The organism is Thalassotalea sp. PP2-459 (genome assembly GCF_001913705.1).
In the GTDB taxonomy this organism is placed as follows: domain Bacteria; phylum Pseudomonadota; class Gammaproteobacteria; order Enterobacterales; family Alteromonadaceae; genus Thalassotalea_C; species Thalassotalea_C hakodatensis.
Genome location: NZ_MKQD01000027.1, coordinates 1 through 21,838 on the forward strand (window position 1 = coordinate 1; position 21,838 = coordinate 21,838).

Consider the following 21,838-nt stretch of genomic DNA (forward strand, 5'->3'; position numbering starts at 1 on the left):
TTCTGTATAGCGTGATTTTTTCATAGTCGTCTCCTGCATTAATCATTACAGAAAACTCTAATTATGTCTGTCTCAGTTTAAGGGAAGTGGACAGAACTAACTCAATATTTTCAGTAAGTTCTATTCTTTTCTCTTTATCATTAAATAGACATACATAATTTTCAAAAGAAAGCGCAACACTCCACTTAGAGGTTTCTTTATTCTTAATACGTATGAGGTTATTATCAAGTTCTATTGTGTTAGGTTGATCAAAATACTGTACTTTAGCTTTACCATAAGCGTACATTTTTTTGCTTCTGCCGAAATAAACTTCGTATATATTTCCATTTTCAACAATTGAAGAAACTTCTTTTGTTTTATCTAACCAAATGCCTGATTGGAATACTAATATTAAAAACTTGCTCTCATCCATGATTAGTTGAAAAGTTACCTTAAATTTAAGCCTGATCGTGAGTTAATGTTAAAAGCCATCGATATACCATCATCATTACCTGTTGCTGTGACAGTAATGCTCGTATCTTTATTTTCGCCAAGATTGTTGCTTGTGCCATATATAACAGGCTTTTCGTTAAACTCTTCGTAATTGAGTTGCTGTGGGGAAGCTGAACGAACAATCGTATAGTTGGCTGATAATTTCGAGCATTTGGCTTTTATTCCGTTTTTATCAGTTATTATGATTTCTCTTTCGAAGAGCCACTCTTGATAATGCTTTGAACTATTTTTAGTTTCTTCACCATCAATTAATTTACTTTCTTTGATTTTTGTAGTTGAACCAGATGAAATTAAATCATAAACAAAATTTGAAATTAATACGTTATCGTTTGTTTCAGTCAAGACAGTACTTTCCAGTGAATACTCTACTTTATCAGCGCTTTCTAAAAAGGTTACATTGAAACCTATATCATCAATTGTTGTTGAGTGGAGTACTAATTGAACATCTTTAACTTTATTTAAAAAGGAGGGCCATGATTGACTTAATGCTTGACCAAAAGATATCGCATCAATTTGATTTTTCTTTGCAAATTTTTGTGCGGATACAGCAAATCCTGACCTCGATACAATGACAGTCTTATGTATTCCAATATTTTTGTGCTTGCTGATTAGTTGCTCTAGTGCTTGCACTCCGATAGGGCGAGATTTAGCTGTACATTCGATGCCTATTCTAAATGTATATGGACCAGAGTTGTCTTCTATTAGGATATCAACCTCCCTATCTTGCTCCGAAATAGGATCATAAAGCATTTTTGATTCTGTAACCTTGGCTTCAGAAGATGCTAGGTGTTGATTGATAGCGAGTACTAGTTTCTGGTATTTATTAGTTCTTTTCGGCAAAATATATCCTTAATAGCAACGGTATGAAATATTGTTTTAAAAACGTTTTTTGTGAAATATATTAAGTCCGTACTAAATTAGCATAGAGTTTCTTAATTTTTTTGTCTGTTAAACTGGCTACGTAGTCTTTGGCAAGAACAATGTCATAAACGTTGATATCCTGAACAGAATTCGCAAAGTTGATAGTTTTTTCTTCTCCAATTACACGATCCATTGGCATAAATTTAAAAATATCAGTATTAACTTTAATTTGTTTATTTTTACCACTTCCATATGAGTTGTAGAACTTCATATATGCTGAGCTTTGAGTACTTAATCGTATGTGCTCTTTTCTGAATTCATCATCGATTAAGCTGGGAAATGCGATATACAAAATAGTGAGTTCTGAAACCATTCTGGAAGCATTTAAATTGGCTGATAAAACTCGTGGATCTTTATGTAATTTTGCTACTTGAATTTTCGTCCATACTTCATCCATATCTGCATCGATAGTTGGACTATGGAATATGGCGTAATCCCCTAATGTAAAAACGTCCTTTCTATCTTTAATTTTGGATAGCCTCTTAGAAGACTCAAGAATAACGTCTTCCATTAATAGTTTTATAATGGAACCACGCTGCTCAATGAATTTTGAATATAGAGATTCTCCTTCTCGAAGGCGAAAATCGACAGGACTTCGATGAAATAGCCTACAGGAAATCAAATCTGTATATGTTATCGCGTTCAGTTTAATTCCATCTTCTATATCTGATAATAGATAAGATATTTTGTCCGCTGCTCGGACTGCTTGACCTTCTAAGTGAGAGTAACCATCCTTAATGATGTCTTGATGTTTAGAATTGGCGTATATGCTGTCTTTGTCTTCACTACCATGATGACAATATGTGTGTTTTAAAATGCAATCACAGACTTCTGGTGTTAAATCAAGCCCTGCGTGAGAATCAAACCCTCTGTTTTGATAAGGGCCTTCAAGGTATCGAACGACATCCACACCGTGCTCGTAATGATTAAAACCACAGTCAATACTTAGATGATTTTTAAGTAAAATATCTAAAGCATGCTCTCCTGCATGCCCAAAGGGGGTATGACCTATATCGTGTGCTAGTGCGCCCGCTTCAACCAAATCTTTATCTAGTCCAAAGCTTGCAGCAATAGTTGAAGCTAACTGAGAAACTTCAATACTATGGGCTAGTCTTTGTCTAAGGTGCTCATCTTCATCTAACGGGAATAGTTGTGTTTTATCGGATAGCTTACGAAAGCCTGATGACCAGATTATTCTATCTCTATCCCTTTGAAATTCTATTCGGTAGCCGTCACTAGAATTTAGATGCTCACGTTCAGATGGTGGGGAAGCTAAGTTATCGTCATTAATTGACAATGTTAATTCTTTAATTTCTTCATCTGTGCGCCTAATATCACCCTCTGAGTTTTGATTCCAAAGTTCTAATTTTGATTCGTACTCATCAAAAAGTTCTCGCGCTTCTGCTTGTGAATTAACAGTTTCTAATGAAGCTAACTTCTCAATAGTTTTTGCTTTTGTTTTACCGGATGCCCAACAGGCTAGTATCTTTTCACCTACGTCTATATCTCTGATGCAATATGCTTTTTTATTTGATGTCCATAGGTTAAAGCTTTCAACAACATCTCTTTTACTTACGGTCTCTGAATACTTAGTGATTTCTTTTATGGCATTAACGGATGAAATATCATCGTTAGAAGTATCTAAAAATGCTCTGAATAATGCTTGAGACTTTTTCCTAGAAAATAGCTTAACATGTGATTCCGATATATCGGTGTATGTAGACTCTAATTCAAGTTGGTTTCCATTGTTTACCTTAATAGCTATTAAATCAGAGCTTCTCCAAGGTTTTATTTCAAAGTCGTCATCGATGCTACTTAAAGCTTCTTCTTCAAATTTTGGTACAATATATTTTATAGTGCCTTTTTGAATAAATAAAAGTTCATGGCCTGCTCTTGATAGAGAATTAATTAACTCTTCTCTTTGCTTTTGTACATTCTCTCTCGTTAAAACTTTTGGTATCGAACAGAAAATAATTCCATTATTTTTTAGTGAAGTGATAGCTCGATTGATGAACTTTATAAAATAAGGTTGATACCAAGGCGGATCGATTACAACATAGTCAAACGCATGTTCAAACTGATTTTCAATTTCACGGTAAACATCGTATTCATAGGCTAAAACGGTTTGAACATTGTTAATTTTCGACATTACTTGTTTGTAACAAGTAATAATATCACTATCAATATCCAATAATGTTGTGTCTACATTCATAGAGTGCAAATAGGCTGCTATTGTTGGCGTACCTATACATAAGCCTTTCATAGCCCTTATATCTAAATGTTCAGAAATGATGCTTGCTAGTTTTTCTTGTGATTCTAGGGTGTACCACCATTGAAAGAACTCGGGGTTGGCTGCGGGAAGCCTGAAAAAGAAATTGGATTGAGCTTTGAAATCGATTTTTCTAACACCTGATTCCAATTCTTTTTCTGATATTTTCTCAAGTATTTTAGAAATGTCTTTTGGGCTTGCTCCTTCACAGTACTCTGCAAGTGCACTAGGTGATAGAGTCCCGCTAGAATGGTATGCACTAATAATTCTAGTTTTTAATTTTTCTTCCCAAGTTCCAAGCTCTGACATAGTTTCATCTTCCTCTGATATTTTAGCCAATTATTATGTTTTATACTTATTTGTCAAATAGATAGTGGTTTTGTCGAAATATTTTGCTATTTAATTGTTTTTCTAGAGCTGTACAAAAGTAGTAACTTGATTGCGTGGCAGGGAATTTATATCAACTTTAAGGACCTAAACTTACCTTATATATATACAGAATAACTGATCCTCAATCCGTTAGTTACTGGCATAAATACTGGCGGTTTAAGCTAGGTAACACTGATTTTGGCACCAAGATCCTATTTATATCGTTAGTTCTGAGTGATTATTCATAAAAACCTTAGTTAATGATAAAAAAGTATCATAATGAATACATCAGCAATAAAAGTGAAAAACAACAACAGTGCTTAAACCTAAAAAGATAATTAAAGTGGTAGCATTTACTCAAAGCCTTGGGGCTGTCTTTCCAAAATATAGTTTCCAGTACTTTTTCCATTTGTCATTTAATGAAAATAAAGGGTTTCTGCCATTCTTTTGAAAAACCAACCAATCTAAATCTAACGTATTATCCTTTCTTAGTTCTCGAGACATATTGTTTGTAGCTATTTTAGGTCTGTTTATATTAATAACTATATGCTCATTGATTACTTTAGTTAAATCAGAAGCACAGCTGGTATCAAAGCCTTTGGCTTTTCTTAGGACTAATGCAACTAGGATAATCGGAATATAGATAGTGCCAGTGATTTTTAAAGTGCCAATGTTCTTGGGAATAGCATTTAGCAGCTTTTTATCAAGGGGCTTCTCAACTGCAATTGTATTTCTCTTTTGCTTGTTTGGTAATTGTAAATGTTCTGTAGAAGTTACTAATTCAAGTCTTGATTGACCATGATCAATTTCTAAATCTAATATTGAGTTTTTGACAGATCTATAGTCTGACTTAGGGACCTCGATATATTGAACTTCATCATTTTCATCAGATTCAATAATCAAACCAAGAGGGGCATTTCTAGATGACATTAACTCAACGTAACAACCGTAGTCCAAAGCATATAACGTGTACTTTTTACCTACAGCATTCTGTGCCGATACACCTTGCTTTAGTACATGAATAATTCTCATATCATAAAGATAATCTATTAATTCATAACTTTTATCATTACTAATTAAAAAGCCACGGGATTTTCTAAGGCCGATAACTTCATTAATAATTCGATCTAATAATGAAACGGCTGCTGGCCTACTGTTAAGTGCTGCGTGCTTATTTACTTGAAACCACTTTTGAGCGGATTTTCGAATATGTGCAATTGATATTTTACTTACAAGAGCAGTTTGTGCAGCTAATGATATTATGTTTATAGCATCACGTGGAACACCTTCAACAGCACGAACAAATTCATCAAAAGATGACGACTGGCTAAAAACATCATTGATGAACAAGCTAACTTCTTGATCGCAAATAGAGTTTTTATCTAAAGCAATGGCATGTCGGTGAAGTAAGCTTTTAAAGAATTTTTTAGCAGCTTCACTATCATTGTCAAAGACCATGTATTCATCTAAATTAATTACAGATGAAGCATCAGAACCCAACTCTATACCAATACTAGCGTTAGTTTCAAAATCATGTTCCATAAAGTTACATCTATGAGCTATAGCAGCAATCTTTACAGTAATACCAGGGATCGGAAATAAAATTCTGCGTAAAAGCTCAGCAAGATATGGTTGAAGATCTAAAGGTGTCTCTGACCATTCATCAATTAATACCCAAAGCTCTTTGTTAGGTAACTTTGAAACAATTTTATTAAGTAATTTAGTTATTGCACCGAAATGAATTCTTAATACTTTTTTGCCTGTTACTTTGTTTTTTGTGGTATCACCTGATGTAGTTTTCTCTGAGGCAGTTAACCCTGCAGACATTCCTATATTCGAAAAACCAGCTTTCGCCGAAGTGCTATTAGCAAATTGATTAGATGAACCTGTTTCTTTTTCTGATATACCTTCAATATTTAAGGTTGTTGCTTGCTCGATAAAGTCATTTAATAGTTGAGCTGTTTCCGTTGCATTTTCTAAGTTGTGTTCAAAAATATATTCAAGAATTACTTCATGAACCATACATAATGTATCAGATAAAAGTCTTGTAGCCCTTTCACTTAGAGGAATATCTTGATCTGAAAAAATGCCACCGGTAGAGCCTATTAATCGCATATCGATAGGTACGCTGATAATGCCTTTATTAAAAACATCATTATGAAGTACGGCTAAAAAATGAGTTTTTCCTGTTCCTCTTCGCCCAAACATTATTTGATTATCTGTACTTGATAGCAGAGTGTATGTTGGGCCTACATCAACAAATGACTTCACCAAATGTTCAGGTTGTAACTTCTCTGCTCGTTTAGCGAGTCTCATTAGAATTGAGTTAATAGCTCTCATAATCATGCATTAGTTTTTAAGTATTATAGTTAATTAGACCACTATTCTTTTTAAATTGTTAGGTTTGATTTCTATCGATATCATTATAAGTAATTAAACTAGGAAATAATTCACGTAAACCCTCAACCATAGCTATTCGCCGTGCGATTGAAAATGCTGGTATTGAGGGTTTCAGGGGGCATGATTTTCGCCAAACGTGTGCTAGTCGATTAGTGCAAAATGGTATGACGGTTCAAGAAACTGCTCACATCTTAGGGTATTCCAATATCGCTACAACAATGCGCTATGCACATCTTGAGCAAAACAAAGTCGCTGAAAAAATGAAAGCAGTGATTGATCGGTTTAATGATTAAACTTAGCAATTAACCCAATATCTACGACTTTATGCATTGCATAGCTGGTTGGAGGAAGCGGTTAAATACACACTTGGCTAGTTTCGGAGATTCTTTAGGAATCTTGGTTCCAGAATGAGTTGCGCCTTCATTGCTACATTCATCTTTATTTGTGCAAAAAGGATAATACTGCACCCTGATATTGTCTTTAGTTATAAACTTTAATATATCAGGGATTTGCTTTTCATCAGCGAGATTTCTGTATAACCAATTGGAATAAGGGAATTTCTTAGCCAGATGCTGATTTAAAAGTAATGTTCGGTCTAACGTCATAGCTTTATCTCCTATTGAAGACACCCAATATAGGAGAGAGCCAGGTAAAAAAATGTCGTCTTTAATTTCGTATCTCTTGGTCAAAGGGTAAATATCTAATCTGTCAAAAATTGATGAATTTTTGATTATGTTTGTTTTGAACAGTTTTTGATTAATAGCAGGAACCACCATCGCTATGTGGTCAATTTGTTGTAATTTATTTTTATTAGCATATTTGACCAGCTCTGATATAGGTATTGAACCAGCTGAATGGGACATTAAATTTACACTGGAAATTTTATTGTTTTTTTTCAACTCTGACAGTTTTGTTATTAAATTTGCTCCATTATTTCCCTGTCTGTAACATTCTTTGGCGTGTAATTTAACCTTTTCCCAATGAGTTTGAGCTGGTTTAACTATAAATGGAATTGTATCTATCACCTCTTCGGCAATAGTGGTATCTAATCCGTGGTGGCTACCTAAAGACATCCTAGCTAAAAATCTTAAAATACGGAGCTTATATGTGGGAAATGAGGCTAAAGTTGAGGAATAGGTGCTAAGTTCTTCGTTATTGCTGTCAAACAATACTGCTTGTGGATTTGATGGAGTGAAACCTTGAAATTCATATGTGGTGTTGTGAATTAAGTATGCAGCTTCATTTAATAGTCTACTATCAGTCTTTATCGCTAAACCTTTATTACTTATTGCTATTTCATCAATAGAGCTGGCATTTAAAATAGTCATAAGCAGTTTTAATTCATTTTCAGACATCTCACTATTGTTATCTGTATAGGAAAAAGTATTTTGATTCAATGGCTGACCGAGCAGTTGGTAAAGATAAGCATGAGCAGCTTTCGTTTGAGGTATGGAACCATTAATTTTGAAAAGAGAAGGGCTTTTTGTATTGTCTGAAATTTTGTCAGTTAAGTAATCAACTAAATATGAAAAAGTTTGACTTGCCACGAGTTTTTTTATGGCATCAGAGGCTAATACAAAGTCGAATACACCTGCATGATATTGGACAAATATTGGGTATAGGTCTAGTTTGTTTTTATGAATATACTGGTAAATAACTGGCCCCAAATCATTTACCATGTATTCTTGCGGTGATAACCCTCCGTGGAAATATAATATTACATTCTGTTTTTCCCCCACACTAGCTAAGGAAGTTAATTCGGTTACAATATCTTCTATGTAGCTAGCTTCTGTACTAGTGGTATTCGCTAAGCAGCTTAAGAAATGATTGGGGAGAGTTTTTGAACGTAATGTTTTAGCTTTAGTTACAATTTCACCTAGTTGTAATTCATCACGTTGTGAATTTGCATAGCAGTTTGTAACGACAAACAAGCATAAAATTAGATATAGGAATTCTTTCATTATTCTTCTTCCCTGACTGTTGTTTACTTGAATTTAGACTAAATTCTATATAAAGCAAGTGCTTACCAACTGATTTTATTGGTGCCAATACCCAGTTCGGAATTTTACACCAGCAGATAATTTGCCCTAATTATTCAATACCACTAAAATTGCGGGGTAGGGAATGCCCAATTAATTCCAAGTAACGGATTAAATCCTTTTTGACCCGTAAAAATTACCTGAATAACAAATATATCTTGATGAATTTGCCCTACTGGTGTTTATTCAAAATAGGGGATATTGTGCCTATTGATACTACGAAATAGATAACTAATCTGACGTATACACCACTAATAGTGCAGGGTAGATAAAATATTGATGTAAGTGAAAATTGATTAAGAATTTAACCAATCTATACATACAAAAAAGCCCAGCTAATGCTGGGCTTATCTGATGAATGGTGCCGACTGCCGGAGTCGAACTGGCGACCTACTGATTACAAGTCTTACCTATAATGACCACTTAACTATTTGTTTCTAAATAAATAGTTTACTTAAGCATATCCTATAAAAAATCCGTTTTTACACAAAAACGGAGACATTTCACTAATGTTTGAATTTCTAAAGGGCTAGAAACGAGAAAACCGAGCAAAGCTCGGTCTCGTGGAAAGCCTACCTAAATATTTAAGAGACTTACAAATCTGTTCGTGTGGCGCGGTCAGATTATTTAATCAGCTTTATTTTTGCTGAGGGGATCCCCTTTGTCAAGTAAAAGTCGAGAAGTCTTCAAATTCAGAAGTTGGCCTTCCAACTAGTCCTCAAATGCACTAGGCAGAGCGGTGTTTGTCGCCGTAACTATTCACATTGGATTTGAGAGTATGTTGGTGAGTAGTTCCTAGTGTGGGATCGAACGGGGAAACTTTACATACGATCCAGCGTGCGACGCGCATCAATTGCTCTTTGTATTCGCAATACAAGGGAATTTGCAATTAGTGGAAACGGGGAACCAACAACGGCCAACACTTAAAACTGGCGAGGCGGCTCAATCAACAGATGGGGGCTAAAGCAAATTCAGCAGCTCAAGGTGTGTCTCTCCAGCGCGTAAAGGGGGCAGAGAATCTAGCAGATTCTTACCAATAGTGGAGAGCAAGGCGAACCATCCTAGTTGAAATGTGATTCAACATAAGGAGGGCGAGCCTGTCTTGGAGCGCAGCGGAAAGACAGGCTCTAGATAAGTAAAAATGGGGGACTATAACTACCAGTCACCTAAGTCGTCGTCATCGTCATCTAAGCTGTCAAAATACTCTTCATCTTGTTCATCAAATTCAAAGTGTTCATGAACATCTTCATCGTTATCGAACCAATCATCATCTAAAGTAAGAGACTCTCTGACATTAAAAATTGAGGCACAACGAGCTGTTTCATCGTAGAACGAAACGGAGTGCATAAGTAATTTTTTAAAAAAATGATTGTCCCTAATAAATGAATCATCATCATTTTTTAACCAAAGTCTTTTTCCCGCTTCATATGCTATTAGCCAGTCTTCAGTTAATAAATTGTTTGTTCTAGCATATTGCCTCAAAGTTGCTGCTTTTAGATTATGTCTAGTAATACCTGATTCATATAGGTCGATGATCATTAATTTACAGACATTGCTAGACATTGATTCTACTTCGCGAATAATTTCTCTTTTCAATGGGATGTTGAGTTCTTTAACTAACCATAAAAGCCAAGAGACTTCACCGTGATGATCAGATATAGAATGTTCGGTAATTAAGTTTTCGCAAAAACGATGCAATGCTTTTTGATTAAGAGGGTAGTTAAATTTTTTGTAAGTACTAAATATTGTCACTATTGTTTGCAGTGTGTTAGGAAAACCATAACCGCATTTAAATAAATAAGATTCAAATATAGACCAATTGGTTTTTTTTATTATTGAAGAAGATATTTGTCTTAGAGAATACTTTATAATACTTTCGTCTTTGAATTGCTTCTCTAAGCTAAACACTTTTTGAAAGTAGTTATGAATATCATCTCTTTGAGCTTTTCTAGAAGAAGACACTCTTAGTTGTTTGATGCTGTATTTCCATGATTCTTCTACTAATTCTTTAACTTCAATAATTTTTGTTTTTGCAGGACTAACTTGAAGTTCAAAATTACCTGCAATTTTAGTTAGAGTAGCAAGGGCTCGTTCAGATTCTTCTCTGGAGTTAAAAAACAAATAATAATCATCTACATATCTAAATCCAGCAGGCCAATAACCTAATGATTCATATAGTTCTCTATCAATCGATGTTCCAATCAATTCAGATATAATATGTGATGTGTCGGGACCAATAGGGATTCCCATTGTTTGGCCATCTTGCAAGCTCATCGACTTTGCATCTAGCAAGTTCCCATAATACTCTTCAGAATGTTCGGTATGTATCTTCGCTAAGGCTTTTGTATGGATAGCCCAGGGGATTGAATGAGTATAGATACTTGGAAAGTAGCTAACTAAATCAGTGATTAATGCGAACTTATAACCAGAAGATTTCTCAACTTTAGCCTCATAAAGTTCATGAAACTTGCTTATTTCTATCGCTCTCAAACCTTCAGCTATCCTAGGCTTGCTTAGAGAAATTGAACTTTTTCTATAATGTCTTTCTATTTTAAGCCAATGAGTGTCGATTTCTTTGGCGATTTTGTAATAACCAATCGGATTTAATATGCTGGTGGTGCGTCTGTAAAAGGAAGATCTTGCAACAGAGTATTTTTCCGCTCGTGATTTTGGAGCTCTTTGAGCATTCCAAGCTCCTTCAAATAGCTGGTACTTATCCGCAAAAGATCTCGAGTTGAATGCCGGTGGCAATTGAATTGGTAAATAACCAAGTTTTAAAAGGAGCTTTGTACGATTCATTTAATCTTTCCCTGACGTTATCTATTTATTATCAATTGAAATGATACATAGCACATTAACTTCTACTACCGGTTGATAAATTTATTATAAATAATGGTAATAAATCTTTAATTTTTGATAAATAATTTGCTTTTATATTGATCGAAAATCTCATTGCTATTATGTAAATATAAATGAAATTGTTTACCTTTTTCTGCTTTATCTTCAGTACAATCTACATTCCATCCTGATAGCAAATAGGATGCTGTGGCAAGCCTACTATTGACGATTAACTTTCCATCTTTCATTCCGTAATCAAGTTCAACAGCTTTAGTTTTGTTCTTTAAGTTTGGGTGTGGCCTTAAATCCAGATCTATTGTCTTTAACCAATCATCATCATTTATTTTTTGTTCTTTTTCTTTAGTTAAACCAGCATGATAATTATCTACAGAGATAATTCGATTAACGACAAAATCTTTAAATGCATTGTCTTTTCTGCAATATGAACGAGCATGCCAACGCATTCCTGTATCAACTAACGTGTGTGGGACTATTATTCGTCTACTTTCACCTGATGTTGTTGAGAAATACGTTACTTCAATTGCTGATTTCGTATGAATTGCTCGTGTGATAGCTGCTACAGTATTTAAATCTGGCTTACCTAATCGAGATGATTCGCTAATTTTTAGTTGTTGTTCAATGCACTCAAAGTCACCAAATCCATCAGTTAAAGTACTCAAACACTTATCTACAGATAGCTTTGTCATAAGTGAAAAGTTATCACTCTTAAAGTAGGCGCGTTCACTTGGTCTATATACCAAGTTGTCAGGAGCAATTTCGTTGTATAAACGAAAATCTCTTGTAGCAACAGGTGCACTGATCCCAAAACGTTCACTAAGTTCTTTCCTTCCTACTTTACCTAAGAAGTAAGCGAAGAAATCGATAAAAGCTAATCGCTCTCTAACTTGTGGTGATGCTTCTTCTAGTTTTGCATTCATACGGCACCTTTGTATTTGTTGGCTCGGTTTAATATTAATATTGGAGATCTAATTAATCAAGTCGATCAAAAAGCTTGCAGTGATCAAAATGATCATGATAGTATTTTATTTATACTAACTCGAAACTGAATTTCAATAACGAGTAGGTATAAAAAGATGGATGAATAATCACACCTTTGGGGTAGGAACCAAGATTGTGATTGTTTGTTCTGTAAAAGTCAATTTTGTAAAAGGAGCCCAATATGGCTGAACGTTATGAGTTGTTCTTAGGAACAAATAAACAGTACTACTTTCGACTTGTCGCACCTAATAATGAAATTATCCTTCAGAGTGAGGGATATGTTTCATTACAGGGGGCCGAAAATGGCATTGCATCATGCAAAACACATAGCCCATACGACAAATATTATCGTCGGTTAACAAACGCTAGAAATGCACCTTATTTCACCCTTATCGCATCAAATGGAAAGGTTATCGGTGTTAGTGAGGCGTATTCAAGCTCACAAGCGCGTGAAAAAGGAATTGATGCGGTAAAACGTTATGGGCCGTCGGCTCAAGTAGTGCGAAGAGCAGCATAAGGCATAGGGCTCTCAGTGACAAATAAATCAGTTGCTGAGAGTCTTATTTTGTAGGTAAACGGAATATTTCATATGACAAAATACTCAATGGATTTTGTATTCATACCAGAAGAAGATAAGGTTGTAATGACCAGTAACTATCTAGATCAGCCAGTGGAAAAGCTGTTCGAAGTTCGTCGTCAGTTAAGACCTACAATTAATGAGTTGTCTTTATTATGTCCCACTTGCTACCAGCCTTTACTTTTAGCAGGGAGAACGGATCAAACATTTTATTTTCGCCATGTAAAGGACTCAGAAGACTGTCCGATTAAAACTACGTCTCATCTTACCAAAGAAGAAATTGAGGCTATGAAATACAACGGACAAAAGGAAGGAAGGCGTCATAAAGAGAATAAGCAATTCATAGCATCAATACTAAAAAGGGATGAGGAGTTTAAAGATGTGCATATCGAAAAACATTCAGGGAAGAAAATCCTACTGGCATTGCGAAACAATGGCGTAGACCAGACGTATCGGCTAGTCACGTTGAAACAGGTAAAAAAATAGCTTTTGAATTGCAAGTCTCTACTACTTTCATAGACGTTATAGTTGAAAGGGAGCGATTTTATCGTGAAAACGGTGCTTTCATAATATGGGTGTTTTTGAACTTTGAAGAAAAGCGATTTACTGAACTAGACATATTTTATGCGAACAAATTGAACGCTTTTATTTTGGATGAAGAAGCAAAGTTAGCTAGTTCAAAGTCTGGAGAGCTAGTACTCAAGTGTCATTACAAAGATTACTTCGTGCAAGAGTCTGGTGAGCTTGTGGAAGTGGCAGAAAAAGATGAAGAAGAGCTAGTTCCTGTTAGTCAATTGTCATTTGATGATGTGACGGGAAAGCTCTTCTTTTTTGATTCTAATAACCGCAAGCGAAATGTTGAAAGACAAGCTGAAACACGAAGAACGGAAATTCGTATCGAAAAAGAGCGAAGAGCTGCTGAAGAGCGAGCAAGAAAAGCTCGCGAAGCAAAGGCTAACCGGCAGATTTTGTACGGAAATAGTGCTTGGCAACCGACTTATTGCGAGCCTGAAAGAACTGAAAATAAAGGGCTATCGGATGCTAATTTTAAGGCATTAACTAAATCAAGGCAGTATGAAAGCTTAAAATGTGATAACTGCGGAAATACCAGCAGATTTTACGATAGAGCTTGTTTTATTTTCTGTAGTAAGTGCAGAAAAGAAGTTAAATATTAATCAAGAGGTATTATTCAGCATGCAACAGATTCATACGTTAGTAGAGCCAGAAAAAATTCAAATGGGAAGTATCGATCTTGCTCCTGATGAAGATCCAATTTTTTTCGGTTCACCGTTTTTCGGAATACCGTCACTTGATATCGATGGCGAGAGAAAAATTAAGGCAAATAATCTACTAATTCTCGATTTAAATATAATTAATTTTATTCGACAAAGAAAAAATAAAGTCAATATTAAGGGGCTGTTAATTTGGGCTGCAAAAATGGGGTTGGAAGTCACGCCAATTGTTGGACTTTCTGAACAGCAAAGAACACATGGAAACCCAGATAAAGCTTTTAAGAATTATATTGAAATACTTAAAGAAGATTATTTTTATGACTTACCTAGTGAGGAAGCAGATAATTTTTTAAAAGTTATTCGAGAACATACTCCCAATATAAAGAAAAATACAGAGCTTTTTTGTGATTATTTGATAATTATTAAACACTTTTATCATCTCAATTTGCCATTAGAGGAAAAAATAAAGCAATTTGCACAATTAATTCATGAACGGAATGTTCCGGTTTTAGCTTTTGCTTTTTTACTTGGTTGTGTTTTTTTTCACGTCAAATGCACACCTAACGATTACTCGAATAAAGTGGTCAGTAAAGTTCAAAGTGATATGTCTATTTCACCAACAAGAGAAACACGGAAACTTTGGAATGTTGCGTCTGACATTATGCTGTTTATGGCTCCTGTAGAGCTATTTTTTAATTACGAGTTAGGGGAGTTTAATTTTAGCTATGTTGCATCTGGGGACATAACTTGTGGATTAACGATGTCTGAAATTTGTTATGGTCAAGTTGTAGTGAACAACGGTACATGCTTTGGTATGCCAGGCTTGAGACCGACAGGACATACCTTTAAAGCAATATCACATTGTGTAAATAAGCACTTGAAACCAAGCCCTCAGCAGAGTTTTACTCGTAAGGGAGGCTCCGACTCTAGAGTGAATAATTTAAAAGCTCTAGCTAAGGAACTACAAAATCTATCCAGTTTATAGTATTTGATATAACAGTATGAAAGTGTTTTTTTATTTTTGATATTTGGAGTGTTGAAAGTTTGTCTGATGTTGTTGAATTAGTTGAAGAAGTATTGAGGCTTAGTAAAAAAGGGACTGATGCCGATCTATGTGCTAAGGCGCTTTTGAGTAGCAGAATAGAAGAGCATATTCCATTTCAAGTGGTAGAGTTAAGAAGTGTCCAAGATCTATTTTTGATGATGCAGGATTCTGATTTTCCACATATTTATGGAGAAGAAGAAACATTTTATTTTTCAGCATATTATTTCCACTCTGAAGACTACCCTTTGGGAAGAAACTATTTCATAAGAGAAAAAGACATACTCCAAATAGGTAAATTACTCAAATATTTCAATAATAATGGTATTAAGCTACCCATTATCCCACCCACTAAATACGGTAATAAAATTCGAACAGTAGGCTTTGAAAAACGCGTAAAGAAATATCTAAAAAGGAAAAGATATGAAACTAGACATATTACAAAACTATTTGAAGGACGACGTTTAAATACAACTACTCAGGATCTAATATTTTTAAACTCAAGTGGGTGCCTAGTTTGTAAAGACCCAAATTACTTATTAATGACATCTACCTTAATTACTGAAACTGGGCTTATGCTTGGTTGCAATCTGTGTAGCCAACATTTTGATTTAGCTAACTCTAGTGGGGGATTAATCAATTTCATAGCAAAACTAGGGGATATTGAGTCACCTTTTGACATGTCGTTAATTTCACCCAAGCAACATGTCGAAATGATCTTTGATTGGCTTCCAGGTAAGTTAGGTTGCACTGTTGATAGTCTTAAAAATAACACTATTACTTTATACAGGGCATCTGGAGTGAAAATTATCTTAAGATTAGACTCATTTAATAATTACGCTTATATGCTATTTAGCAAAAATGGGGAGCAGTTTGCTCGTGTTGATTCGGCAGACCACCACGCAGTAGATTTTGGCCCTGATCATATTCATCCAGATTTAAGGCATTCCAATTCGAATGTGAAATCTAGCTTTACCGCAGGTACACCATTCATTGATACTAAATTAATACTAGAGTTGATTCATAAAGAAGAGAGTCGCTATTGAGTATTTTAATGAACTAGATAGGTTAAATAAATGCAATTGTTAGATAACTTAATTTTATTCAAATATGAAAAAGCTACTTCCCCTTTATTTTTCTGTGTCCATAGAGATGACTTTGAACGATATGGCCAAGAGTGTGCTTATATGCAAAAGGTAATCAAAGGTGTTTCTGATGATGCCGATGAAGCATACCAGGATTACCAATTCAATTTTATTTTGGCGGCAGGTGTTGGCCTTGAGTCTGACGAAAGGCGCGCACACTAGCTGTCAAAATATCCGGTGCAGATAAAATGGCGCTTATCACAAGCGCCTTTTTTATTTGTGTCCGAAATGCTACAAATCGCCCCTTTTGCTGCAATTAATTTTCTCGATGATCATGCTGCTTAATCTCCCCTCTAATATCATCCGGATTAGTATTGAATTCACTATGAAAATAGGATGCTGACTTGGATTATCGCGTCACTCCGAGGTGAGTTGAGCCGAAAGGCGAGACGAATCTAAGGGGGAGTGACGCGATAGCGTATTGAAGCGCAGCTTCAATAGAATCAAGAGGGGGAGATTAAGTATTGACGTGATTTCTGCGGGATGCTAACTTTATTAGCGACAAATCTGTAATAACGAGACATTAGTCATCGTGAATCCAAGGTCTTCTTCAGACCGAATTTTAAGTTGGTAAAACTGCCGACAAATAGAACAACAATTAACCTGTAACTTGTTGAATAACTGATTGCATAGTCGTGTGCTTTTGCATGCTTTGCTGTTGCTTCAATTTTTATTTTTTCAGAGAAATGAGTGAATACAACATACCCAAATAGGAGACAAGAACTGACCAACTCTGTGCTACGCACATTAATGAATCGCCATATTATGTACGCTTTTTCAAGAAACATTTATGGTGCGGCTATTTGGCCACTTTGAGCTATACGTCTCTATCTGGTTTCGGCTAGAAGTCATGTGCATCCAACACATGATTGACGTTTAAAACTTACCGACTGGATTAAAAGCTCGAATAGTTGGTTGGCATTTGAAAATTATAAAGAAGATTATTTAGTAGGTTGCGTTGTGAGTAATTTGAAATATCAACTCAAGGTATTGATGGATAGAAATCAAGAAGGAAGTTTTGGTGTTAAAGCGGAAAGAAAAAAGGTTTTGTTTTTGATTGCCGGTCAATTAAAAGAAGGTGGTTATCGCTGGTCAGATCCAAAATCTGTAAAGCCAAAGCATGTGTCTCATTTAATTGAACGTTGGAAAACTGAGGGGTTGTCAGTTAGTACGATCAAAAACCGAATGGCTCACATAAGGTGGTGGACAGAGAAAGTAGGAAAGGCCTCGATGCTACCTAAAAGCAACAATGGAGCAAACCAAGCTATCAGCCTGGATATTGAAAAGCGTTGTTATGTGCCAACAGAAAGTAAAGCCAAATTGTTAGATATGGAAAAGTTAGACAAAGTCAGTGATCCATTAGTTAAGTTGTCATTACAACTACAAGCGGCATTTGGCATGCGAAGAGAAGAAGCGATTAAGTTTAGCCCTTCATTTGCAGATCGTGGTGAGAAGCTCGTAATGAAGGCTTCCTGGTGTAAAGGCGGCAGAAGTAGAGAAATTCCTATTCGCACCGAGAGGCAACGTGAGTTGCTACGAGAAGTACATCGAGTAGCTGCCCAAGGAAGTCTTATTCGCCGAGATCGTAACTATGTACAACAGTTGAAGAGTTATGAACGACAGACGAGTTTGGCTGGTTTAAACAAAAATCATGGTCTAAGACATATGTATGCTCAAGATCGCTACTATGAGTTAACTGGCTGGAAAGCTCCTGTTGCTGGTGGTCCATCGAGTAAAGAGTTGAGTCCAGAACAAAAAGATAAAGATCGCGCAGTACGTCTAACAATATCGAATGAACTTGGTCATAGCCGAGAGCAAATTACCGTTCAATACCTAGGGCGATAGGAGGTTAACTTGTTTGAAAAAATAGAATTTAACAGTATTTCAGGTTTGTTTATTTCAGAAAATGAGTGGGATGCTCATAGTCGGGAATTTGAATTATTAAAGCAGAGAAATAAAGCGCTTGAATTGCATATCGAAGTACTTAAAAAAAGTTTGAAAAAAGCTCAAGGTGAACAAAAATATAAGCTTAAAAAGCTTTCTAAAATCATTGCACGCAAGGACAAGCAGATTTTAGCCCTTGAAGGTGGAAAATTAAAACAACCTGAGGCGGGGCCGAATGATTGAAGAACATTGTAAGGCATCTTTTGTATTTGTGCAGGGGCTATCAGAGTTAGCGCTGGACCTTGGTATTGATCATACGATCCAATTTCTAGGGATTAGCCGAAAAGCGGGATTGTTTATCAATAACTTGCCCTTTACTGAGATAGAAGCTTTTTGTCGAGAAGTCGATAATAGAGACTCTGTTTGCATCGATATTAACTATGACGAGGTCATTCAATTAGCCGAATTGACTGCTAATTTTACATTTGGACAATACGAAAAGCTTAAACAGTCGACAGCAGGTTGGATAAATTCAATGCCTATTGGTGAGTTTAATTTCCGCAAATCTCTGGTGGATAAGTTTTTTGTTTATATAACTAACGAAATGTATGTTGCTGAAATTAATCCCGAACAAGTTTCTACAGCACAGATACCTTCCAAGTTATTTATTATATTACAAGACTTACCAAGTACTAGGATTTCACTCTTTCTACGATTGCTTATACAAAGAAATACAATCCGGTTAGTAACAAATAGAGAAGAGATTAACAGAATTATTGCTAACTTCAGGCCAAGAGTTGAAGGTAGAAAAAGAATCCTATCCTTGGTGAAAGCGGGGGCAAGTTTAAGCTTTATTGAAAAATATGCCCAAGAAAAATACGTTGATAGAAAATACTTTTATCAATGTAGGAGGTGCTACCAGAATACCTGGCAACCAGAAGAAATAAATTCAACGATAATTTTTAGTGCATTTGAACAGTTGATGCAGGAAAAGAGGGATATCCTAGATGTTTACATGACATTGCATAAGAAACTTGGACTAAGGATTGAAACACTTTGGGATAGTATTCAGGAAACACTTTTACACAAATATGAGCATGATGATTATTTTTTACAACAGGAGGTAGGACACTTAATTAATAAGACTTAATTTATCAGTAAAAATACAGTTTTTGGATCTGGTCAAATTCCATCAGTAAATACGAGGCATTGGCCATCGTGAATCATCAAAAATATAAGTTGTTTGGGGCGTAGATAGGCTGCGGCTCGATGTTTTTAATTTGTGATTTACGGAGCTTTGTATGAAAATTTTTTTAAAAAATGCACTCATAATTTCAGTGTCAGTGCTTATCTCTTTGGTATTAGTGTTAAGTATTATAATCAGCAATCCCAGTGCCATAGCAAATGGAGCTGGTAGCTTTCTTTCAAGTCTAACAGCTATCAACCAACCCCCTTCAGTTATTGGACTCACAACAGACGTTTTGGCAATTATTTTTGCTTTATTGCTAATTTTTCGTTTTGAAAAAGGTTTAGCCTGGTTGGTGAAGTCTAAGTATATATCGCAAGCATTTGCTGATTATCTACAGGTTAAGAAAGTTCGCGTCCTATTAGCGTTGCTGTCAGCTCTGATATTAACGGTGATAGCATGATATTTACTAGCCTTAACGATCTGTACTTTTTTGCAGCAGGCATTTACGGGCTTAATGTCATCACAAGCATTTTGCTTGAAACTAAACTGATTTTATTGCCTATCTTATTGTTTATTGGCAACGAATTGTCGAAAGCAGCTCAGGGCGATGATGAAGATAAGGTTCTTGCACTTAAAAAGATGGAGGTTGGTGTATATACGCAAATATTTGTGATCATTATTGCTTTCTACCCCTTCGTTCCAGTAAAAGTGGATGGTTTTGCGCTGTACGCGAAGCAATGCGAAGGTTACAAGGAACCTGAGATTAATAAAGGTTTTTTTGCCAAGGATGAAAAGATAAATGACCTCCAGGTGATGTTGTCTGGTGGTGAATTAAAAATGCCTATGTTGTTAGCCTTGGCTCATGCTTATGGAACAGGATTTTCAATAGAGTCAGTAGACCGTTTGCCTTGCGGGATTAATCTACAAGGCGTAAAAAGTGCCTTACTAGATAATACTATCCACGATCAAAGGCTACTTATTGAAACCAAGCATTTTATTAGACGATGTTATCAACCAGCGCTAAATAAGGCGCTTAGAGACCCTAAGAATATGCTGCCTTGGATTGAAGATCCTCATACCGAATCGCAACCATGGCCGGGCCATGAAGCATTTATGAATGATGAATATTATGGAGGTATCGGTCGAGGATTCTATTCTGACGTTTTATTACCTGGCTGGCAGGGAGCCAAAACAAACAGATACATTCATAAATGGATGGAAAGTCTACAGGAAGAACGTAGAGGAGGGTGTAAAACGGGTGATTGCATCCACCAAGTAGGCGGCTTTCCTTCTTGCCAGGAATGGTGGCATGGCGTTGGGGCTGGCTGGCCTGGTGTTCATGTTAGTAGTAACGATATAAGCCTTAGAAAGCGCTTGTGGGATAACCTACCTGAAGATGATAAAGATGTTATATGGCCAGTATTAGAGCAGTCATTTGGTAATGCTAGTCGTTCCGATACTTGGTTCCAGGACAAGGTAGTGGAAAAAGCATATTTTAGTCGTGTATCTATTAGTAAAATTATGGGGGCTGAGCCGAAAGATTACGGCTTGGAAGGTGGTGGAGCGGTCAAAACAGTGATCGGTGTTCTTAATCGCTTGATAGGTACTGTAGGGAATGCTGCTTCTTCAGTTGTAGAACATGTTGGAGCAAGTATTGTGCAGAATGCTGCACCGCTAATAAAAGGTAGTTTTATGATGGTTTTGCTTGTCGTTTATCCGGTAGTGATTCTAGTTAGTCAGTTCGGATTTAAGATGGCCATCATGATGCCTACACTTTATCTGTCAGTGCAATTTTGGCCATTCTTTTGGGAGCTGACAATTGTGGTGCAAAAATCTTATCTTGAGACAGTCGCTGCTAGCTCAAATGTTCCAATCATTGACATACTGAGCAACCCAAACATTGCATTGAGTAGTCAACGTATCACGGATGCTTTATTTATCCTATTTCCATTGATGTTTTCTACTTTCCTTTCGTATGCCGGTTTAAGTGTAGGTGGCTCTGTTGGTAATGTTGGAGGGTTAAACAAAGGGAATGCAAGTGCTGGTTCTTCTGGAGCTAACAAAGCAGGAAAGGCGGCTTCGTCCGGAGCTAAGAAGCTGGCTACTAAAGGAGCAGCTAAATAAAATTGAAAATATAGCTCGTTTCAATATCTGAATAATAAAGATATCAATCTAAAAATACTTTAGTATAGTTTGCATATTCTAGTTTAAGTTATTGTTTAAACGAAATATCCCCTTAATTTAAAGGACTAATTATGAGTAAAAAATTAATATTTAATTTGGTCATAACGACCATGTTTTTTTTGTCGTGGGCTACATTTGCTGAAGCCAACCAGCCTCCCACACTATCAGTGTCATTTCCAAGTGGAAAAGAAGGAACATTTTATGACTATACAGTCAGTGCCAGCGATCCGGATGGAGATTCACTTCATTACAGCATGA

20 protein-coding genes are annotated in these 21,838 nt (G+C 35.9%); 13 read left to right on the forward strand and 7 right to left on the reverse strand.

Annotated elements, in window-relative coordinates:
- Positions 1-61: 61 nt before the first annotated feature.
- From BI291_RS04980 to BI291_RS04995, 4 genes are all read right to left on the reverse strand, one after another.
- On the reverse strand, positions 62-412 hold the full coding sequence (locus BI291_RS04980; RefSeq protein ID WP_074496653.1) for a hypothetical protein: 351 nt from the start codon (positions 410-412) through the stop codon (positions 62-64).
- 14 nt (positions 413-426) lie between these two features.
- Positions 427-1,332, reverse strand: coding sequence for a restriction endonuclease (locus tag BI291_RS04985; RefSeq protein WP_074496654.1), 906 nt, complete (start codon positions 1,330-1,332; stop codon positions 427-429).
- A 61-nt stretch (positions 1,333-1,393) separates the two neighbouring features.
- Positions 1,394-3,991 carry a dGTP triphosphohydrolase gene (gene dgt / locus BI291_RS04990; protein ID WP_074496655.1) on the reverse strand — a complete coding sequence of 866 codons (2,598 nt, stop codon included), beginning with the start codon at positions 3,989-3,991 and terminating at the stop codon, positions 1,394-1,396.
- Between the two features lie 417 nt (positions 3,992-4,408).
- Entirely contained in the window at positions 4,409-6,391 is a 1,983-nt protein-coding gene (locus BI291_RS04995) for a hypothetical protein (protein WP_074496656.1), read from the reverse strand.
- A gap of 134 nt (positions 6,392-6,525) precedes the next feature.
- Here BI291_RS04995 and BI291_RS18205 point away from each other — a divergent pair, with 134 nt between their 5' ends.
- Complete coding sequence (locus BI291_RS18205; protein WP_303046025.1) at positions 6,526-6,744, forward strand: tyrosine-type recombinase/integrase; 219 nt, start codon at positions 6,526-6,528, stop codon at positions 6,742-6,744.
- A gap of 21 nt (positions 6,745-6,765) precedes the next feature.
- Here the strand turns inward: BI291_RS18205 and BI291_RS05005 are convergent, their stop codons facing one another.
- The 3 genes from BI291_RS05005 to BI291_RS05015 all read right to left on the reverse strand — a co-directional run bounded on the left by BI291_RS05005 (position 6,766) and on the right by BI291_RS05015 (position 12,266).
- Positions 6,766-8,412, reverse strand: a complete 1,647-nt coding sequence (locus BI291_RS05005) for a hypothetical protein (RefSeq protein WP_074496657.1) — start codon at positions 8,410-8,412, stop codon at positions 6,766-6,768.
- Between the two features lie 1,233 nt (positions 8,413-9,645).
- Positions 9,646-11,289: an RNA-directed DNA polymerase gene (locus tag BI291_RS05010; RefSeq protein ID WP_074496658.1), complete on the reverse strand. Its 1,644-nt coding sequence runs from the start codon at positions 11,287-11,289 to the stop codon at positions 9,646-9,648.
- 107 nt (positions 11,290-11,396) lie between these two features.
- The gene (locus tag BI291_RS05015; RefSeq protein WP_074496659.1) at positions 11,397-12,266 is read right to left on the reverse strand and encodes a WYL domain-containing protein; all 870 of its coding nucleotides are present in this window, start codon (positions 12,264-12,266) and stop codon (positions 11,397-11,399) included.
- 242 nt (positions 12,267-12,508) lie between these two features.
- Between BI291_RS05015 and BI291_RS05020 the strand changes: the two genes are divergently transcribed.
- The 12 genes from BI291_RS05020 to BI291_RS18490 form a co-directional block, all read left to right on the forward strand.
- Entirely contained in the window at positions 12,509-12,844 is a 336-nt protein-coding gene (locus tag BI291_RS05020) for a YegP family protein (protein ID WP_074496660.1), read from the forward strand.
- A 72-nt stretch (positions 12,845-12,916) separates the two neighbouring features.
- Complete coding sequence (locus BI291_RS05025; protein ID WP_074496661.1) at positions 12,917-13,390, forward strand: hypothetical protein; 474 nt, start codon at positions 12,917-12,919, stop codon at positions 13,388-13,390.
- Positions 13,387-14,079 carry a DUF6035 family protein gene (locus BI291_RS05030; protein WP_254849522.1) on the forward strand — a complete coding sequence of 231 codons (693 nt, stop codon included), beginning with the start codon at positions 13,387-13,389 and terminating at the stop codon, positions 14,077-14,079. Before BI291_RS05025 ends, BI291_RS05030 begins: the two co-directional genes overlap by 4 nt.
- Positions 13,994-15,121 (forward strand): hypothetical protein, encoded by a 1,128-nt coding sequence (locus tag BI291_RS05035; RefSeq protein ID WP_139302562.1) that lies wholly within the window; start codon positions 13,994-13,996, stop codon positions 15,119-15,121. Before BI291_RS05030 ends, BI291_RS05035 begins: the two co-directional genes overlap by 86 nt.
- 59 nt (positions 15,122-15,180) lie before the next feature.
- Positions 15,181-16,224, forward strand: a complete 1,044-nt coding sequence (locus BI291_RS05040; RefSeq protein WP_074496664.1) for a hypothetical protein — start codon at positions 15,181-15,183, stop codon at positions 16,222-16,224.
- Between the two features lie 30 nt (positions 16,225-16,254).
- Complete coding sequence (locus BI291_RS05045) at positions 16,255-16,485, forward strand: hypothetical protein (protein WP_074496665.1); 231 nt, start codon at positions 16,255-16,257, stop codon at positions 16,483-16,485.
- Between the two features lie 798 nt (positions 16,486-17,283).
- Positions 17,284-18,168, forward strand: coding sequence for a phage integrase N-terminal domain-containing protein (locus tag BI291_RS05050; protein ID WP_074496670.1), 885 nt, complete (start codon positions 17,284-17,286; stop codon positions 18,166-18,168).
- A gap of 9 nt (positions 18,169-18,177) precedes the next feature.
- Positions 18,178-18,450 carry a hypothetical protein gene (locus BI291_RS05055; RefSeq protein ID WP_074496666.1) on the forward strand — a complete coding sequence of 91 codons (273 nt, stop codon included), beginning with the start codon at positions 18,178-18,180 and terminating at the stop codon, positions 18,448-18,450.
- Complete coding sequence (locus BI291_RS05060) at positions 18,443-19,357, forward strand: hypothetical protein (protein WP_074496667.1); 915 nt, start codon at positions 18,443-18,445, stop codon at positions 19,355-19,357. The genes BI291_RS05055 and BI291_RS05060 overlap by 8 nt, the downstream gene beginning before the upstream one ends.
- A gap of 151 nt (positions 19,358-19,508) precedes the next feature.
- Positions 19,509-19,856 (forward strand): hypothetical protein, encoded by a 348-nt coding sequence (locus BI291_RS05065; RefSeq protein WP_074496668.1) that lies wholly within the window; start codon positions 19,509-19,511, stop codon positions 19,854-19,856.
- On the forward strand, positions 19,853-21,520 hold the full coding sequence (locus tag BI291_RS05070; protein WP_074496669.1) for a conjugal transfer protein TraG N-terminal domain-containing protein: 1,668 nt from the start codon (positions 19,853-19,855) through the stop codon (positions 21,518-21,520). Before BI291_RS05065 ends, BI291_RS05070 begins: the two co-directional genes overlap by 4 nt.
- A 131-nt stretch (positions 21,521-21,651) precedes the next feature.
- Positions 21,652-21,838, forward strand: a 187-nt coding sequence (locus BI291_RS18490) for a hypothetical protein (RefSeq protein WP_217693811.1), incomplete at its 3' end; no start/stop codon positions are given.

Excerpts from the sequence above, each read along its gene's own strand:
- BI291_RS04980 (WP_074496653.1), bottom strand. The coding sequence starts at position 412 with ATGGATGAGAGCAAGTTTTTAATATTAGTATTCCAATCAGGCATTTGG.
- dgt (WP_074496655.1), bottom strand. The coding sequence starts at position 3,991 with ATGTCAGAGCTTGGAACTTGGGAAGAAAAATTAAAAACTAGAATTATT.
- BI291_RS04995 (WP_074496656.1), bottom strand. The coding sequence starts at position 6,391 with ATGAGAGCTATTAACTCAATTCTAATGAGACTCGCTAAACGAGCAGAG.
- BI291_RS05005 (WP_074496657.1), bottom strand. The coding sequence starts at position 8,412 with ATGAAAGAATTCCTATATCTAATTTTATGCTTGTTTGTCGTTACAAAC.
- BI291_RS05010 (WP_074496658.1), bottom strand. The coding sequence starts at position 11,289 with ATGAATCGTACAAAGCTCCTTTTAAAACTTGGTTATTTACCAATTCAA.
- BI291_RS05015 (WP_074496659.1), bottom strand. The coding sequence starts at position 12,266 with ATGAATGCAAAACTAGAAGAAGCATCACCACAAGTTAGAGAGCGATTA.
- BI291_RS05020 (WP_074496660.1), top strand. The coding sequence starts at position 12,509 with ATGGCTGAACGTTATGAGTTGTTCTTAGGAACAAATAAACAGTACTAC.
- BI291_RS05025 (WP_074496661.1), top strand. The coding sequence starts at position 12,917 with ATGACAAAATACTCAATGGATTTTGTATTCATACCAGAAGAAGATAAG.
- BI291_RS05045 (WP_074496665.1), top strand. The coding sequence starts at position 16,255 with ATGCAATTGTTAGATAACTTAATTTTATTCAAATATGAAAAAGCTACT.
- BI291_RS05060 (WP_074496667.1), top strand. The coding sequence starts at position 18,443 with ATGATTGAAGAACATTGTAAGGCATCTTTTGTATTTGTGCAGGGGCTA.
- BI291_RS05065 (WP_074496668.1), top strand. The coding sequence starts at position 19,509 with ATGAAAATTTTTTTAAAAAATGCACTCATAATTTCAGTGTCAGTGCTT.
- BI291_RS05070 (WP_074496669.1), top strand. The coding sequence starts at position 19,853 with ATGATATTTACTAGCCTTAACGATCTGTACTTTTTTGCAGCAGGCATT.